Origin of the sequence: Sphaerisporangium flaviroseum, assembly GCF_039537005.1 — a bacterium.
GTDB classification, from domain to species: domain Bacteria; phylum Actinomycetota; class Actinomycetes; order Streptosporangiales; family Streptosporangiaceae; genus Sphaerisporangium; species Sphaerisporangium flaviroseum.
Genome location: NZ_BAAAZR010000038.1, coordinates 214024 through 230016, shown reverse-complemented (window position 1 = coordinate 230016; position 15993 = coordinate 214024). Strand labels below are relative to the sequence as shown.

The 15993-nt window shown below is 70.6% G+C and carries 14 protein-coding genes; 7 read left to right on the top strand and 7 right to left on the bottom strand.

What is annotated here, in order from left to right; genetic code table 11:
• Positions 1 to 31 precede the first annotated feature (31 nt).
• Complete coding sequence (gene treY / locus ABD810_RS33095) at positions 32 to 2272, top strand: malto-oligosyltrehalose synthase (RefSeq protein ID WP_344949890.1); 2241 nt, start codon at positions 32 to 34, stop codon at positions 2270 to 2272.
• 73 nt (positions 2273 to 2345) lie between these two features.
• Complete coding sequence (treZ, locus tag ABD810_RS33090) at positions 2346 to 4070, top strand: malto-oligosyltrehalose trehalohydrolase (RefSeq protein ID WP_344949888.1); 1725 nt, start codon at positions 2346 to 2348, stop codon at positions 4068 to 4070.
• Between the two features lie 15 nt (positions 4071 to 4085).
• Here treZ and ABD810_RS33085 read toward each other — a convergent pair whose 3' ends face one another.
• Positions 4086 to 4610, bottom strand: a complete 525-nt coding sequence (locus tag ABD810_RS33085) for an RNA polymerase sigma factor (protein ID WP_344949885.1) — start codon at positions 4608 to 4610, stop codon at positions 4086 to 4088.
• 147 nt (positions 4611 to 4757) lie between these two features.
• On the bottom strand, positions 4758 to 5726 hold the full coding sequence (locus tag ABD810_RS33080) for a MerR family transcriptional regulator (protein ID WP_344949883.1): 969 nt from the start codon (positions 5724 to 5726) through the stop codon (positions 4758 to 4760).
• A gap of 174 nt (positions 5727 to 5900) precedes the next feature.
• Here ABD810_RS33080 and ABD810_RS33075 point away from each other — a divergent pair, with 174 nt between their 5' ends.
• Together ABD810_RS33075 and ABD810_RS33070 are read left to right on the top strand one after the other, a co-directional pair.
• On the top strand, positions 5901 to 7190 hold the full coding sequence (locus ABD810_RS33075) for a cryptochrome/photolyase family protein (RefSeq protein ID WP_344949882.1): 1290 nt from the start codon (positions 5901 to 5903) through the stop codon (positions 7188 to 7190).
• Complete coding sequence (locus tag ABD810_RS33070) at positions 7191 to 7493, top strand: MTH1187 family thiamine-binding protein (protein ID WP_344949880.1); 303 nt, start codon at positions 7191 to 7193, stop codon at positions 7491 to 7493. It begins immediately after the preceding gene.
• A 38-nt stretch (positions 7494 to 7531) separates the two neighbouring features.
• Here ABD810_RS33070 and ABD810_RS33065 read toward each other — a convergent pair whose 3' ends face one another.
• Positions 7532 to 8794 (bottom strand): MFS transporter, encoded by a 1263-nt coding sequence (locus ABD810_RS33065; RefSeq protein WP_344949878.1) that lies wholly within the window; start codon positions 8792 to 8794, stop codon positions 7532 to 7534.
• 73 nt (positions 8795 to 8867) lie between these two features.
• Between ABD810_RS33065 and ABD810_RS33060 the strand changes: the two genes are divergently transcribed.
• Complete coding sequence (locus ABD810_RS33060; protein ID WP_344949876.1) at positions 8868 to 9476, top strand: DUF6817 domain-containing protein; 609 nt, start codon at positions 8868 to 8870, stop codon at positions 9474 to 9476.
• A gap of 60 nt (positions 9477 to 9536) precedes the next feature.
• On the opposite strand, the gene ABD810_RS33055 is transcribed toward ABD810_RS33060, so the two are convergent.
• The 3 genes from ABD810_RS33055 to ABD810_RS33045 form a co-directional block, all read right to left on the bottom strand.
• Positions 9537 to 10358: an ABC transporter permease gene (locus ABD810_RS33055; RefSeq protein WP_344949873.1), complete on the bottom strand. Its 822-nt coding sequence runs from the start codon at positions 10356 to 10358 to the stop codon at positions 9537 to 9539.
• Positions 10359 to 10482: 124 nt separating this feature from the next.
• Positions 10483 to 11448 (bottom strand): ABC transporter ATP-binding protein, encoded by a 966-nt coding sequence (locus ABD810_RS33050; protein ID WP_344949870.1) that lies wholly within the window; start codon positions 11446 to 11448, stop codon positions 10483 to 10485.
• A 1-nt stretch (position 11449) separates the two neighbouring features.
• On the bottom strand, positions 11450 to 12268 hold the full coding sequence (locus ABD810_RS33045) for an ABC transporter permease (protein WP_344949867.1): 819 nt from the start codon (positions 12266 to 12268) through the stop codon (positions 11450 to 11452).
• A 63-nt stretch (positions 12269 to 12331) separates the two neighbouring features.
• Here ABD810_RS33045 and ABD810_RS33040 point away from each other — a divergent pair, with 63 nt between their 5' ends.
• Positions 12332 to 13354, top strand: a complete 1023-nt coding sequence (locus tag ABD810_RS33040; protein WP_344949864.1) for a winged helix-turn-helix transcriptional regulator — start codon at positions 12332 to 12334, stop codon at positions 13352 to 13354.
• Here the strand turns inward: ABD810_RS33040 and ABD810_RS33035 are convergent.
• Positions 13297 to 14067 carry an SAM-dependent methyltransferase gene (locus ABD810_RS33035; RefSeq protein ID WP_344949861.1) on the bottom strand — a complete coding sequence of 257 codons (771 nt, stop codon included), beginning with the start codon at positions 14065 to 14067 and terminating at the stop codon, positions 13297 to 13299. The two genes, ABD810_RS33040 and ABD810_RS33035, sit on opposite strands and share 58 nt — an antisense overlap.
• A gap of 244 nt (positions 14068 to 14311) precedes the next feature.
• On the opposite strand from ABD810_RS33035, the gene pgm reads away from it, so the two are divergent.
• A complete protein-coding gene (pgm, locus tag ABD810_RS33030; RefSeq protein ID WP_344949858.1) occupies positions 14312 to 15967 on the top strand; it encodes a phosphoglucomutase (alpha-D-glucose-1,6-bisphosphate-dependent) in 1656 nt (551 codons plus the stop codon).
• Positions 15968 to 15993 lie beyond the last annotated feature (26 nt).

The window sequence follows — 15993 nt, the reverse complement described above, 5'->3', positions numbered from 1 at the left end:
GCATGACCGACTGACATTCGGAGGACATCACGTGACCGAATCCGCGAAGCCGGATGCCACCGTATTCGTGAAGCCCACGGCGACCTACCGGCTCCAGCTCACCCCCGACTTCGGTTTCGACCAGGCGGCCGAACTGGTCGGCTACCTGACCGAGCTGGGGGTGAGCCACCTCTACCTCTCGCCGATCCTCCAGGCCGTCCCGGCGTCGCTGCACGGCTACGACGTCACCGACCACTCGCGGGTGCGTGAGGAGTTCGGCGGCGTCACGGGCCTTCGCCGGCTGGCGGGCGAGGGGATGCCGCTCGTCGTCGACATCGTGCCGAACCACATGACCGTGCCGGTCCCCGAGTCGGACAACGCCCGGCTGTGGGAGGTGCTGAGGGACGGCCCGGAGTCGGGCTCGGCGCGGTGGTTCGACATCGACTGGTCCAGCGGCAAGGTGGCGATGCCGGTGCTGGGCGGCGACACCGATGTCGACGCCGAGGTGGTGCCCGACGGCGAGGTGCTGCGCTACTACGACCACGAGTTCCCCGTGCGGCAGGGCAGCGGCGGCCGGTTGGACGACCAGTTCTACCGGCTGGTTCCGTGGCGCGAGAGCCCCGGCTACCGGCGCTTCTTCGACGTGTCGTCGCTGATCGGGCTGCGCGTCGAGGACCGGGAGGTCTTCGAGGCGACGCACGAGGTGATCCTGTCGCTGGTGGCCGAGGGCGTCGTCGCCGGGCTGCGGGTCGACCATCCCGACGGCCTGGCCGACCCGCGCGGCTACCTCGCCCGGCTTCGCGAGCGGGCCCCGGTCTGGACGGTGGCGGAGAAGATCCTCATCGACGACGAGCGGCTGCCGGCCGACTGGCAGTGCGACGGCACCACCGGGTACGACGCGCTCAACATGGTCACCCGGCTGTTCGTCGACCCGGCGGGGGCCGCGCCGCTGATCGACACGTTCGTCAGGCAGACCGCCTTCCCCGCCGACTACGACGTCGTGCGGTACGAGGCCAAGAAGCAGGTTCTGACGCAGTTCTTCGGGGGCGAGGTCGAGCGGCTCACCCGCGAGGTGCCCGAGCTGCGCGAGGCGATGGTCGAGCTGCTCGCGGCGATGACGGTGTACCGGGCGTACGCCGTGCCCGGCGAGGAGCCACCGGCGCGGACCGTGGCGTTGATCCGATCGGCCGCCGCCGCGGCCGCCAGGCATGCCGACCCGGAGGCGGTGGCCAGGGCGGCCGACCTGGTCCTGTCCGGCCCGGCGGAGACGGTGACCCGGTTCCAGCAGACCTGCGGGCCCGTCATGGCCAAGGGCGTGGAGGACACCGCGCTGTATCGCTGGTACCCGCTGGCCTGCCTCAACGAGGTCGGCGGGGAGCCCGACCGTTTCGGGGTCTCCCCCGGGGAGTTCCACCGGTTCTGCGCCGGTCTGCCGCCGCACACCATGACCACGCTCTCCACCCACGACACCAAGCGGTCCGAGGACGTGCGCGCCCGCCTGTCGGTGCTGTCGGAGCTGCCCGGCGAGTGGGCCGAGGCGGTGGCAGGGTGGTCGGCACAGGTCTCCTTCGACCCCAAGCTCGACTACTTCGCCTGGCAGAACCTCATGGCTGCCTGGCCGATCAGCGTCGAGCGGTTCAGCGACTACCTGTACAAGGCGGCCAGGGAGGCCAAGACCTCCATCTCCTGGATGGCTCCCGACGCCGCGTACGAAAAGGGCGTCCGTGACTTCGCGGCCCGGGCGATCGACGTCTGCGGGCCCTCCGTCGCCGCCTTCACCGAACGTCTCGACCGGTACGCCCGGGTCAACTCGCTCGGCCAGAAGCTGGTGCAGCTGATGATGCCGGGCATCCCCGACGTCTACCAGGGCAGTGAGACCACCGACTTCTCGCTGGTCGATCCGGACAACCGGCGGCCGGTGGACTTCGCCTACCGGCGGTCGCTGCTCACCGCTCCGGGCGGCGACAGCTGGGACGCGGCCAAGATCCTGGTCACCAGGTCGGCGTTGCGGCTGCGTGCGCGGCTCGACCACGAGCTGCCGTACATCCCGATCGAGGCCGACCAGGCCGCGGGGCGTGAGCACACCATCGCGTTCGCCCGGGGAAACCGGGCCGTCGCGGTGGCCACGCGCTTCCCGGCGGGGCTGGCGAAGCGCGGCGGCTGGGGTCCGGAGACGCTGACGCTTCCCCCCGGGCGGTGGCGCGAGGTGCTGACCGGCATCCAGCACACCGGGCGCATCCCTCTCGCCCACCTGCTCGGGCGTTATCCCGTGGCATTGCTGGAAAGGGATTAGCGGGCGGCGGTCGCCGTAGCACGAGATCACGGCGTCGGACGACGCCCGGTCACGGGACTCTCCGGGGAGGAACATGTTCGAGGTCTGGGCACCGACGGCCGGCCGCGTCGAGGTCGAAATCGACAGGTCGGATCGGCACGAGATGGTGCGTGGCGAGGGCGGCTGGTGGACGGTGGAGGTGCCCGGCGCCTCGCACGGCACCGACTACGCCTTCAGCGTCGACGGGGGAGAGGCGTTCCCCGACCCGAGGACGCGCCGGCAGCCGTACGGCGTGTTCGGGCCCAGCCGGGTCTACGACCACGACCGCTACACCTGGGAGGACCAGGCCTGGCGCGGGCGCGACCTGCCCGGCTCGGTGATCTACGAGCTGCACGTCGGCACGTTCACCAAGGAGGGCACGTTCGACGCGGCGGTGGGCAAGCTCGGCCACCTGGTCCGGCTCGGTGTCGACTTCGTGGAGTTGCTCCCGGTCCCGCCGGTTCCCGGACGCCACAACTGGGGGTATGACGGAGTCGACCTCTACGCGGTGCACGAGGAGTACGGCGGGCCCGACGGGCTCAAGCGCTTCGTGGACGCCTGCCACCGTGCCGGCATCGGCGTCCTGCTGGACGTCGTCTACAACCACCTCGGCCCTTCGGGGAACTTCCTCGCGCAGTTCGGGCCCTACCTGCACGACACGGCGTCCTCCTTCTGGGGGCAGGCGGTCAACCTCGACGGCAAGCACTCCGACGAGGTGCGCCGCTACTTCATCGGCAACGCGGTGCAGTGGCTGCGCGACTACCACATGGACGGGCTGCGCCTGGACGCCGTGCACGCCCTGCACGACAACCGGGCCGTGCACTTCCTGGAGGAGCTCGCCGAGGAGGTCCACGCGCTGTCCGCGGCCGTCGGACGGCCGCTGACGCTGATCGCCGAGTCCGACATGAACGACCCGCGCCTGATCACCCCGCGCGACGCCGGAGGGTATGGCCTGGCCGCGACGTGGGACGACGACGTGCACCACGCCCTGCACTCCGCCCTGACCGGCGAGCGGCACGGCTACTACTGCGACTTCGGGCCGATGGAGGTGCTGGCCAAGGTGCTGACCTCGGCCTATCTCCACGACGGCACGTTCTCGACGTTCCGCGGGCGTACACATGGGCGTCCGGTCGACCGGCGCCGCGTCCCTGGCTACCGCTTCGTGTGCTGCCTGCAGAACCACGACCAGATCGGCAACCGGGCGATGGGCGACCGGCTCTCGCCTGAGCTGCTCAAGGTCGGCTCCGGCCTGCTGCTGACCTCGCCCTTCACCCCGATGCTGTTCATGGGGGAGGAGTGGGGGACGACCACGCCGTTCCTGTTCTTCACCGATCACGTCGAGCCGCACCTCGCGCAGGGTGAGAGCGAGCGCAGGGAGCGGGAGTTCGTCGGGTTCGGGTACGACGACTGGGGTGCCACGGCCCCTGACCCGCAGGACGAGGGGACGTTCCACCGTTCGAAGCTCGCCTGGGACGAGCTGTCGTCACCGGTCCACGAGGAGCTGTTCGGCTGGTACCGCGACCTGATCGCGCTGCGGAAGAGCTGCCCCGACCTCGCCGATCCGCGTCTCGACCGGGTGTCGGCCGAGGTCGGCGAGGAGGACCGCTGGATCATCGTGCACCGGGGGGCGTTCCGCGTGGCCGCCAATCTTGGGGACTCCCCGGTGTCCCTGGCGCTGGGAAAGGGCACGATCGCGCTCGCCTCCGACCCGAAGGTGGCGCTGAACGGGGCCGACGTCACCCTGCCGCCGCGTTCGCTGGCCGTGGTGCGCCTGTCCTAGCCCACGCCTCCTGGCTCACGCCGCGATCGGGGAGAGCATGGTGGAGAGCCGGTGCAGGCCGCGTGCCGTGCGTGCCTTGATCGTGCCGATCGGCACGTCGAGCCGTTCGGCGATCTCCCGCTGGGTGAGATCCCCGTAGTAGGCGAGCTCGATCGCCTCGCGCTGGGGCCCCGGCAGTACCGCGAGCGCGCGCTGGACCTGGTCGCGCTCGCCCAGCGCCTCCGCTGTCTCGCGGCCGTCACCGTCCCTGGGTTCGGACACGCTGTCCAGCGGGACGGTGGTGAGCACCCGCACCCGCAGGTGGTCGATGGCGCGCTTGCGGGCGATGCCGAGCAGCCATGCCTCCAGGCTGCGGCTCGGGTCGTACCGATGCCGTGAGCGCCACACCTCGGAGAAGACGACCTGCAGGACATCCTCGATGTCCTGCGGGGGGACGAGCCTGCGCAGGTAGGCGGCGACCAGGGATGCGTACGTCCGGTAGCACTCGGTGAGCGCCGTGTCGTCACCGCTCGCCAGCCGGATACCAAGTGTGCCCGTCATTGGACCCTCCTCAGGGACCAGAAAACTTATTCAAAACCTATTCATAGCTCGCCGAGAGGGCGCAGCGCAACCCAAGGCGGTCCATATCGCAGGCAGGGGTAGGGCAAGGAGGATCGACGGACCGGCCCGCAGGCCGCCGGGAACGGTCTAGTGAAGCGTGGCGCGAACCTGGGCCACGGCGTCCTGGAGGGAGAAGGCGCGGGTGATACCAGGGGGAAGGTGCTCGCTCCACCAGCCAGGGCCGCCCACGATGATCCGGCTCGCCGGGCGGAGCACGGGCAGCGTGTGAAGGGGCGCGGGGTCGCCCGTCATCCCGAGCTGCGACCAGACGAACACCACCAGGGGGCCCAGGCGGCGCATGGCGTCCGCCAGTGCGGTGTAGGGCGTACGGGGCCCGAGAACGCGCGTCTCCAGGTCGTGCACTGTGGTGAGCGTCGCGGCCAGCGCGTACACCGGCAGGCTGTGCTGCTCGTCCTCCGCGCAGGCCAGCAGGACGGTCCGGGGATGGGCCGGATGGGCGGGCCTCCCGATGCGCTCGCTCAGGGCGCTCAGCAGCCGTTCGGAGAACAGGTGCTCGATCTCGACGCCGGCTCGGGTGGAGTCCTGCCGCCTGGTGATCGCGTCGAAGACCGGCAGCACCAGCCGCTCCCACGTCCAGATGACGCCGTGGGTGTCCAGGGCCGCGCACAGCCCGGAGACCACGGCCTCCCCGTCGAGGTTCAGTGCCGCCCGGGAGAGCACCGACGCGCTCGGCACCCGTGTCACAGGTGCCTCGGGGCGCGCGAGCTCCACCGGTCCCAGGCCTCTGAGCTCCACGGGCAGTGCGGGCTCCTCCTCGGCCACCTCGACCCGCTCCCGCAGGGCCGCGTGGGCGGCCTCGGCGGGTGGCAGTCCAGCCTTGATCAGCCGGTTCATCTCTTCGAGGCGTGACAGGTCGGCCGCGTCGTAGCGGCGGTGCCCGCCAGGGCTGCGACGGCTCGGGCCGATGCCGTAGCGGAGGTTCCAGGTGCGCAACGTGGGCGCGGGAACACCGAGCCGCCGCGCGACCGCACCGATGCCGTAGCTCGGACCGTCGTCGGCCTGCTCGCCGATCACTTCACCTGTGCGATCGTCCATCCGCTCTGTCCTGACCCCGTACCGCGGGCCCGCTCGTTTCGAGGTAACAGCCTGCCAGGCGGCGGACCATGCTCGGGCCGTTCAACCGCCATCGGTTCCCGTCTCCCTGGGTTCTTCGGGAACGGACCCGCCACCGGACGCAACCGGCCCCGCCCATTCTCCGAAGACAGAAGCATGGACACGGTCATCGTCCTTCTCAACAGGGATCTGCGGGTGCACGATCATCCGGCCCTGGCCGAGGCGTGCGCGCGGGCCCGCCTGGTGGTACCGCTGTTCGTGATCGACCCGGCCATACCTGCACGTCACCGCCAAGGCTTCCTGGCCGAGGCCCTGGACGACCTGCGATCGACACTCCGTGACCTCGGGGGCGATCTCGTCGTCCGCCGGGGAGACCCGGTCGCCGAGGCCGTGCGGCTCGCCACCGAGACGCGGGCCACGGCCATCTGGGCCACCTCGGACGTCAGCTCTTATGCCCGCCGGCGCGAGCAGCGCCTGGAGAAGGCGTGCGACGCCCAGCGGCTGCAGTTCCGGCTGTTCCCCGGCGTCACCGTCGTGCCACCCGGTCGGCTGCGCCCCTTCGCGGGCGACCACTACCGGGTGTTCACGCCGTACTGGCGGGTGTGGTCCACCGCGCCCCATCGGCCCGTGCTTCCCGCTCCCTCTGTGGTGCACGTGCCCCCGGGGATCGATCCGGGAGAGCTTCCCGGCCTGGAGCGGAAGCCGTACGGGAACCTGCGGGGCGGCGAGACGGTGGCGCGGCGGCGGCTGGACCTGTGGCTGAAGCTGTGCCTGGCCGACTACGACGAGGGCCACGACGAGCTGGCCGAGGACGGGACCTCGATGCTGAGCCCGTACCTGCGGTTCGGCTGCGTCTCGCCGTCGGAGGTGGCCGCCCGGGCCGCGGGCCGGCCGGGAGGCGAGGCCTTCGTCAGGCAGCTGTGCTGGCGTGACTTCTACTACCAGGTGGCGCTGGCGTTCCCGGAGCTGCCGCGGCGTGACTACCGACCTCGGGACGTCGACTGGAACGACGACCAGGACGCCGCCGACGCATGGCGAGAGGGCCTCACCGGCGTGCCGATCGTCGACGCCGGGATGCGCCAGCTCCGCACGGAGGGCTGGATGCACAACCGCGCCCGCATGATCGTCGGCTCCTACCTGACCAAGCGGCTGAAGATCCACTGGCGGGTGGGCGGGGATCACTTCGCGGACCTGCTCCTGGACGCCGACATCCCGAACAACTGGGGCAACTGGCAGTGGGTCGCCGGCACGGGGAACGACACGAGACCGAACCGCGTGCTCAACCCTGTTCGCCAGGCGACCAGGTTCGATCCGAAGGGGGACTACGTTCGGCGCTACGTCCCCGAGCTGAGCGGCCTCCCGGCGTCCTTGGTCCACGAGCCGTGGAAGGCGCCCGCCCTGGCGGCCGGGTATCCGGCGCCGCTGGTCGCCGTCGACAATGGGTAGATGATCGTCGCATTTTCCGTGACCCCGCTCGGCGTGGGCGAGGGCGTTTCCGAACCGGTGGCCAGGGCCGTCCGCATTGTCCGTGAGAGCGGCCTGCCCAACAGCACCGATGCCATGTTCACCACTCTCGAGGGCGAGTGGGATGAGGTGATGGACGTCGTCAAGCGCGCCGTCGAGGCCGTCGCCGAGGTCGCTCCCCGGGTCAGCCTGGTCCTGAAGGCCGACATGCGCCAGGGCGTGGACGACGCCATGACCTCCAAGGTCGAGGCCCTGGAACGCCACCTGGACCATCCGCGGGACTAGCCGGGTACCGGTGAGGTCCCGATCCCCGCCGTCCCCGGTCACTCGGCCAGTTGCCCGGCCGGAGCCGAGGAACGAGCCCGGGTGAGCAGGACCTGGGCCACGACGACCACGACGACGGCGAGCGGGAAGATCGTGCCGATGAGAAGGCCGGCGCGCAGGCCCGACCCGCCGTCGCCGGGCAGCAGGTCGGCGAGGCCGCCGAACGCGCCGCCGGTGCCGGTCGCGTCGGCGACGGCGCCCGCCAGCCACGGTCCCGCCGCCGCGCCGGCGTCGCCGAACACCGCGAGGACGCCGAACATGGCCGCGCCGCCGAAGGGGAAGCGCGCGGCCGTGAGGCTGAACGTCCCCGGCCACATCAGGCTGACCGCCAGCCCGCACAGCGCGCAGCCGACGAGGCTGAGCAGCGGGTCCCGGGAGAGGGCGGCGAGGAGGTAGCAGGCCACCGCCAGCGCTCCGCAGGTGAGCAACGCCGTGAGCAGGGGGATCCGCTTCCCCCACACTCCGTACGCGATCCGGCCGAGCCCCATGAACACCGCGAACAGGCATGGACCGGCGAGGTCGCCCCAGACCTTGGGCACGCCGAGTCCCTGTTCGGCGAAGAGCGAGGACCACTGCGACATGGTGAGCTCGGCGGCGCCGGCGCAGAGCATCAGCAGCAGAGCCACCGCGAAGGAGGGAGCGCGGAGCAGCGTCCCGATCGTGGTCCGGTGCTCATCGGGGACCGTCGGCGGCAGCGGCACCCGCAGGAAGAGCACGAGGTTGGCCAGCGGCACCAGCGCCCAGAGCAGGGGAAGGACCTGCCATGCGGAGTCCCCGATCCCGGCCAGCAGCAGTGTGGTGCCCAGCACGACGGCGACCTGGCCCCAGCAGTAGAAGGAGTGCAGCAGGCTCATCGTGGCGGCCCGGTGCTCCTGCGGCGCGGGCAGGGCGTCCACGACCGGGCTGACCAGCACCTCCAGCAGGCCGCCGCCGATCCCGTAGACCACGACGGCCAGGGCCAGCCCCGCGTACGGCGAGGGCAGCACGGACGGCGCCACCGACAGGAGCGCGAGCCCGGCCACGCTGAGCACGTGGGCCAGGACCAGCGGCACGCGGTAGCCCGTGCGGTCGACCACCTTGACCGCGATCAGGTCGGTGACCAGCTGGGTCGCGAAGTTGAGCAGGACCAGCCTGCCCAGCATCTCGTAGGGGACGTGGTAGCGCGTCTGGAAGACGATGAACAGCAGAGGCGCGAGGTTGTTCACGATCGCCTGTGTGATGTACCCGACATAACAGGCCCGACGGGTGTGGTCGAAGGTCATGATGTCTTCCTGGTGCTGGGAAGCCGGGAGCGCCGCTCGGAGGGACGACCTGTCATCGAAGGGAAGAGGTCCGATGAGGCGAACACACGACGAACCACACGAAAAGGGGCACGAGGCATCGTACGGGAAGAGGTCCGACGAATCGGATAATGAGGCGTTCGACACGGCCATCGAGTTGCTACGGACGCTCGGCGCCGGAGAGGTCGACCATCCTGGCGGGACGCTCCTCGCCCACCTGCGACGGGTCCACGACCTGCTGGCGGAGTGGGGCGCCCGGCCCGATCTCCGGCTGGCCGGGCTGTGCCACGCGTTCTACGGAACGGACGGCTTCGCGACCGCGTTGCTGCCGCTCGACCGCCGGGGGGAGCTGGCGGCGATCATCGGAAAGGACGCCGAAGCGCTGGTCCACTTCTACGCCGGCTGCGACCGGGAGGCCTCGTACCCGGGTCTGGCGCGTGACGAAGGGCTGTTCCGCGACCGGTTCAGCGGGGACACCTTCTCGCCGCCGGTGTCGTGGCGTCGTGACTTCGCCGAGCTCACGGCGGCGAACGAGCTGGACGTCGTCACGGCCAGTCCCGAGCTCCGCGCGCGCTGGGGGCCGGGCCTTCGGGAACTGCTCACCGAGCTGCGGCCGCTGCTCAGCGACCAGGCGTGGCGGGCCTGCGAGCGGACCCTCGGCTGAGGGCCACGCCGGGCCCGTGCCCGGCGTGCCCCCGTAGACCGCCGGGCACTCCACGACAGGTCAGAAGAGCCGGAGCTGTCCGGTGCGCTGTGCATTGGCCTCGCCGAGCCGCAGGGCCGTGACGGCGGCGAGCAGGAGGAGTCCGGACAGAACGGCCAGCATCACCAGATCAGGGGCGAGCGCGCCGAGCGTCTGGCCGTCCAGGAGCGCTCCTCTCACCACCGCCAGGCTGCCGGTGAGCGGAAGGACCGAGCCGAACACGCGGATCCACCCCGGCAGCGCGAACAACGGCAGCCGTACCCCGCTGGCGAACCACATCGGATCGTCGAGCAGCGTGTAGAGGAACGCCGAGTCCCTGGAGAAGATCAACAGGCTGTTGAGGAACGCCCCCCACGCGATGGCGGGAAGCAGCAGAGCGAGGAAGACGACCGCGTACATCGCCGGATGGGCGACACGCACCACGTCCAGCGCGGTGAACAGGGCCACCATGAAGCAGGCGAACAACCAGGCGTTCTGCACCAGGGCCCCGAACCCGTTGCCCACGACGATCGCGAGCCGGTTCGCGGGGGAGAGGAACAGCGACTCCAGCGTCCCGGTCACCCGCTCGAACGAAAAGTGCCAGGCCGACTGGACGAGGGAGAAGAAGAACGTGAAGCCGAGGGTGCCGGTGGCGAGGAAGGCCAGTAGCCGTTCCGGGTCGGCGGCGAGCGGCCACCGCCCGGCGATCCCGGGCGTCGCCGCCAGCGGGCGCACCGTGTAGTAGGTCGCCGCGAGCTGCATCAGCGGCCAGATCAGCATCGAGAAGACGACGAGCTTGCTGCCGAAGACGCGCCGGTGCTGCTTGAGCGCCTCGGCCCTGAAGACCTTGGCCGCGTGCCTCATGGCGTCCTCCGATCAAGCGGTCCGGCGCACCGCGCCCGCGAGATGGTCGCGGCGGGCCGTCCGGGGACCAGGACGCAGGAGTGGATCCCCTCCGGGCCGAAGGCGCAGATGACGCAGCAGAGGTTCATGCCGTCACCAGCCCCACGCCGTCGCTGAGCACCAGGATCGCGTCCTCGAGCGACGGCTCGGCGACCTCCAGGCCGGCCAGGGTGCCGCCCGCGCCGACGATGGCCATGGTGAGCGGGCCCGCGATCTCGTCCGGGTGGCTGAGGGAGACCACCAGGGAGCCGTCCTCGGACCTCTCCAGGCCGGCGACCGTGTGGAGCCGGGAGGCGAGGGAGGCGACGGCGGCCTCCACCTCGGGGGACGGGTCGGACACGGTGACCCGTACGGTGCGGTGGCACCCGGTCTGAGCGGTCAGCTCAGCCGGGCTTCCGGCGGTGAGATGGCCGCCGTCACCGATCACGTACACGTACTGGCAGAGCTCCTCCACCTCGGTCAGGTAGTGGGAGGTGAGCAGCACACCCTTGCCCTCGGCGGCGAGCCGGGCGACCACCCGCCGCAGGTCCCGGGCGATGGGCGCGTCCAGTCCCAGGGTGGGCTCGTCGAGCAGCAGGTAGGCGGGGTCGTTGATCAGCCCTCGGGCGATGGACAGCCGCTGGGTCATGCCGCGCGAGTAGCGCTCCACCATGGTGTCCGCCGCGCCGCTCAGCCCGACCATCGCGAGCAACTCGTCGATGCGGGGGCCGAGCACGGTACGCGGGAGGTCGTAGAGCTGGCCGAAGTACCACAGGTTCTCCCGGCCGGTCATCCGGGCGTAGACCATGCGCTCGCCGCCGGCGATGAGATTGATCCTGCGGCGCACCTCGTTCGGCTCCTTCAGCGGGTCCAGGTGGTCCACCCGCACGGTGCCGCCGGTCTGGCGCAGCAGGGTGGCCAGGATCTTGATGGTGGTGGTCTTGCCCGCGCCGTTCAGGCCGAGCAACCCGGTCACCCGTCCTGGCGGGATCTCCAGGGTGAGCCCGTCCACCGCCACCTTGCTGGTGTGGCCGGTACGGAACTCCTTGCGCAGGCCCTCGGTCCTGATCAAGTCAGTAGCTCCTTTCCATCGCGTGCCGCTCGGCGTGAGGCAGCCACAGCAGCCCGGCGAAGGTGTAGAGGAGGCCGAGCCCGAGAGCGACGGCCAGCCGGTCGGGTGCGAGTCCCGCGCCCGTGGTGAAGACCCCCCTGACGACGTCCATGGCCGCCGTGGTGGGGACCAGCTCGCCGAGCCACTGGAACACGACCGGCAGGTCCTGGCGGGGGAAGGTGAAGCCAGAAATCAGGGCGATGGCCATGAAGACCGAGTTCTGGGTGATGTGGGCCTCGCCGGCGGTGATCATCACGGCGCTCAGCACCATTGACATGCCGAACACCGCGACGCCCAAGGTGAGGACGGCGAGCAGCGCGCCCGTCGGTCCCGTCGCCGCCGGCCGCACTCCCAGGGCGTATGCGCACACCAGCAGGACCGACACCTCCAGAGCGATCGCGGTGAAGGCGAACCCGGAGAAGCCCAGCAAGTAGGGCAGGCGGTTCGCGGGGGCGATGAGCAGCACCCCGAGCGTGCCCTCACGCTGCTCCTGGATGAGTGCCTTGGCCACCCAGAGGATGCCGTGAGTGGTGAACATGAACGCCGCGGCCCCGACGGTGATGTACCAGAGGTAGTCGGTGGTGCCGGTCGTGGCGACGAAGTCGCCCGCCACCTGCCCGCCTCCGATCGCCTCCAGCCCGAGGTAGGCGAGGCCGACGGTGAACACGCCGAGCATCAGGGTGCCGATGAAGTACGTCCAGGGGTAGGCGCGCCGCGTGACGGCCCAGGTGCGCCGGAAGGTGGCCCAGGCGACGTTCACGGACGGCGGGGGGCTCAGCATGTAAGTCTCCTTTAGGAACTAACCAGTTCCTATCAGAGACCGACCCGGGCGTAAAGTGGGCGCATGGCACGGGAACTTCGCGACCAGGACCTGCACTGCGCGATCGCGCAGGCCGCCGCGGTCATCGGCGACTGGTGGAGTCTGCTGGTCGTGCGGGAGGTCACTCGCGGCCACCACCGCTTCGAGGACCTGCTCGCCGAGCTGGGCATCTCCCGCAAGGTGCTCACCGAGCGTCTCAAGCATCTGGTGGACCACGACGTGCTGAGACGGCAGCCGTACCAGACGGGGCCGACGCGGCACGAGTACATGCTCACCGAGACGGGGTGGGCGCTGGCACCCGTGCTGATCTCCATGCAGGACTGGGCCGACCGGTGGCTGCTGGCCGACGGCTCGCTCACTGGAAGCGCGGATCCGGAGAGCGCCGAGGCCAGAAGGGCTCACGGGCTGGCGGGCATGGTGATCCCGGCCCCGCTCATGCTCCCCGCGACGCTGCCGTCACCCGGATCCACCACGCACACGTCTTCGCTCGACGTGGTCGGGGACCGGAACGCGACGCTGCCGTCACTCGGATCCGCCACGCACACGTCTTCGCTAGACGTGGTCGGGGACCGGAACGCGACGGTGGTGTTCGCCTATCCGTCGACGGGGACCCCCGCCCCGCTGCCCCCCTACTGGAGCTCGGTGCCGGGCGCGATCGGCTGCACGCTGGAGAACCGGCTGTTCCGGGACGCCGCGTCCGGGTTCGCCGCCGAGGGCGTCGCGATCCACGGCGTCAGCACCCAGCGCCCCGACGAGCAGGAGGCCTTCGCCAGAGCGGAGGGCATCACCTTCCCGCTGCTGTCCGACATGGATCTGCGCCTGGCCGCGGCGCTGCGGCTTCCGACGTTCCGGGCCGGGCAGACGCTGCGGCTCAAGCGCCTGATCCTGGTCGTGGACGCCTCACGGGTGATCCGTCACGTGATCTATCCGGTGCTCGACATCCCGGCCGCCGTGGCCGAGGCTCGTGAGGTGGCGGGTGAGGTCGCGAATCAGGGCTTGCGGGCGACGCCGCCATATCCGAGCACCAAGAACCGCTCGGCGAGATAGGCCGGCATGAAGGGGGTGGTGTCGAGCTGTTCGAAGTCGCCGAAGAGTTGGGCGATCTCTTCGGCGCTGCGCGGGGCCAGGGGAACACCGGCCTGGGAGTAGATCTCCCGCAGCCGATCGGTGTCGCCGCCGCGGTCCTCGGCCCGGGTGAGATGCGTGATCACCAGGTGGCTGCCGGGCGCCAGCGCCTCGCGCAGCTTCGCCACGTGCTCGTACGGCTCCTCCACGAAGTGGAGCATCGCCACCAACAGCAGCGCGACCGGCTCGCCCCAGTTGATGAGGCCGGTCTGGGCGACCTTCGCGTGGACGTCTTCGGGCTTGCGGACATCGCCGTTGACCATGGCCACGGTGGGGCTGTTGGCCAGCAGCGCGCGGCCGTGCACGCACACCACCGGGTCGTTGTCGACGTACACCGTGCGTGCGGCGGGGTCGACGGAGTGGGCGACCTGGTGCACGTTGTTCTGGGTGGGCAGGCCGGCGCCGATGTCGACGAACTGGCGGATGCCGACCTCCTCGGCGAGGTGGCGGACGACCTTGCCCAGGAACTCCCGGTTCAGGCGCACGCCCTCGCGCGACTCGGGGAACGTCCTGGCGATCTTTTCGGCCGCCGTGCGGTCGGCGGCGAAGTTGTCCTTGCCGCCGAGCATGTAGTCGTAGATGCGCGCCGAGTTGGCGGTGTGAACGTCGACGCCGCCGGGGACTCCATCGCTCACCGCGTCCTCCTAGCTGTACGTCGGCTTCTGATCGTACCGGAAAGGTTCCTTGTAAATCGGCTTAAATGCTGTGATCAAGCCTTATCGGTTGTCATGACGGCACATCTGGAGATAATGCCGCGTCGGGCGCGCTGGGTACCATCGGCCATGGCACCTCTGCGGAAGTTCGATATCCGTATGAACCGGACGGCCCGGGGGTAGTGCCCATCTGCTGACCCGAATGACCGTGGGACGAGGAGTTGTCATGGTGCACGAGCGCGCTGGGAAGCCGGCGCAGGCGTCCGATCTGGTCGATGTCCCCCGTCTCGTGACGGCCTACTACGCCCTGCACCCCGACCCCGGGCGCCCCGAGCAGCGGGTCACCTTCGGCACCTCCGGCCACCGGGGGTCGTCACTGGCCACCGCGTTCAACGAGGACCACATTTTGGCCACCAGCCAGGCCATCTGCGAGTACAGGGCACGGCAGGGCGTCGACGGTCCGCTCTTCGTGGGCGTCGACACGCACGCCCTGTCCGAGCCCGCACGCGTCACCGCGCTGGAGGTGTTCGCCGCCAACGGCGTCTCGGTGCTCATCGACAGCCGCGACGGCTACACCCCGACACCGGCGGTCTCGCACGCCATCCTCGCCCACAACCGAGGGCGCACCGCCGGCCTTGCGGACGGCGTGGTGATCACCCCCTCGCACAACCCCCCGCGCGACGGCGGATACAAGTACAACCCGCCGAACGGAGGGCCGGCCGACACCGGCACCACCTCCTGGATCCAGGACCGCGCCAACGCGCTGATCGCCGGAGGGCTGAAGGAGGTCCGCCGCATCCCGTACGAGCGCGCGGCGATCGCGGAGACCACCGGGCGGTACGACTTCCTCGGTTCGTACGTGGACGACCTGCCCTCGGTCATCGACGTGGAGGCGATCCGCGGCGCCTCGGTGCGCATCGGAGCCGACCCGCTGGGCGGCGCGAGCGTGGAGTACTGGGGGGAGATCGCCGAGCGGCACGGGCTGGACCTCACCGTGGTGAACCCCGAGGTGGACCCCACCTGGCGGTTCATGACGCTCGACTGGGACGGCAAGATCCGGATGGACTGCTCCTCGCCGTACGCGATGGCCTCCCTGATCGCGAACCGGTCCGCGTTCCAGGTCTCCACCGGCAACGACGCGGACGCCGACCGCCACGGGATCGTCACCCCGGACGGCGGGCTGATGAACCCCAACCACTACCTGGCCGTCGCCATCTCCTACCTGTGGAGCCACCGGGACGGATGGCCGGCCGGGGCGCGGGCCGGCAAGACCATGGTCAGCAGCAGCATGATCGACCGGGTCGTCGCGGACCTCGGAGCCGGGCTGTACGAGGTACCCGTCGGGTTCAAGTGGTTCGTCAGCGGCCTGCTCGACGGGTCGCTCGGTTTCGGCGGCGAGGAGAGCGCGGGCGCGTCGTTCCTGCGGCGCGACGGCTCGGTGTGGACGACCGACAAGGACGGCGTCATCCTGGCCCTGCTCGCGTCGGAGATCGTCGCGGTGACGGGAAGGTCTCCCAGCGAGCACTACGCCGACCTGGTGGCCCGATTCGGCGAGCCGGCGTACGCCCGCGTCGACGCCCCCGCGTCCCGCGAGGAGAAGGCGGTGCTCGGGCGGCTGTCCGCCGCCGACGTCACCGCGGACACGCTCGCCGGGGAGCGTGTCACCGGAGTCCAGAGCTCCGCCCCGGGGAACGGCGCCGCTCTCGGCGGGATCAAGGTCTCCACCGAGAACGCCTGGTTCGCCGCCCGCCCGTCCGGCACGGAAGATGTGTACAAGATCTACGCCGAGTCGTTCAAGAGCCCGGAGCATCTGGCCGAGGTGCAGGAGGAGGCGCGTGCCGTGGTGGACGCGACGCTCAAGCAGGCCGGCGGGCCCGCCTGAGCCCTGCCTTTCCGGCGCCCGCTCAC

What these genes read in the sequence shown, in the direction of transcription:
- treZ (WP_344949888.1), top strand. Translation starts at nt 2,346, where the DNA reads ATGTTCGAGGTCTGGGCACCGACGGCCGGCCGCGTCGAGGTCGAAATC.
- ABD810_RS33045 (WP_344949867.1), bottom strand. Translation starts at nt 12,268, where the DNA reads ATGCTGAGCCCCCCGCCGTCCGTGAACGTCGCCTGGGCCACCTTCCGG.
- ABD810_RS33040 (WP_344949864.1), top strand. Translation starts at nt 12,332, where the DNA reads ATGGCACGGGAACTTCGCGACCAGGACCTGCACTGCGCGATCGCGCAG.
- ABD810_RS33055 (WP_344949873.1), bottom strand. Translation starts at nt 10,358, where the DNA reads ATGAGGCACGCGGCCAAGGTCTTCAGGGCCGAGGCGCTCAAGCAGCAC.
- ABD810_RS33080 (WP_344949883.1), bottom strand. Translation starts at nt 5,726, where the DNA reads ATGGACGATCGCACAGGTGAAGTGATCGGCGAGCAGGCCGACGACGGT.
- ABD810_RS33075 (WP_344949882.1), top strand. Translation starts at nt 5,901, where the DNA reads ATGGACACGGTCATCGTCCTTCTCAACAGGGATCTGCGGGTGCACGAT.
- pgm (WP_344949858.1), top strand. Translation starts at nt 14,312, where the DNA reads ATGGTGCACGAGCGCGCTGGGAAGCCGGCGCAGGCGTCCGATCTGGTC.
- ABD810_RS33070 (WP_344949880.1), top strand. Translation starts at nt 7,191, where the DNA reads ATGATCGTCGCATTTTCCGTGACCCCGCTCGGCGTGGGCGAGGGCGTT.
- ABD810_RS33085 (WP_344949885.1), bottom strand. Translation starts at nt 4,610, where the DNA reads ATGACGGGCACACTTGGTATCCGGCTGGCGAGCGGTGACGACACGGCG.
- ABD810_RS33060 (WP_344949876.1), top strand. Translation starts at nt 8,868, where the DNA reads ATGAGGCGAACACACGACGAACCACACGAAAAGGGGCACGAGGCATCG.
- ABD810_RS33065 (WP_344949878.1), bottom strand. Translation starts at nt 8,794, where the DNA reads ATGACCTTCGACCACACCCGTCGGGCCTGTTATGTCGGGTACATCACA.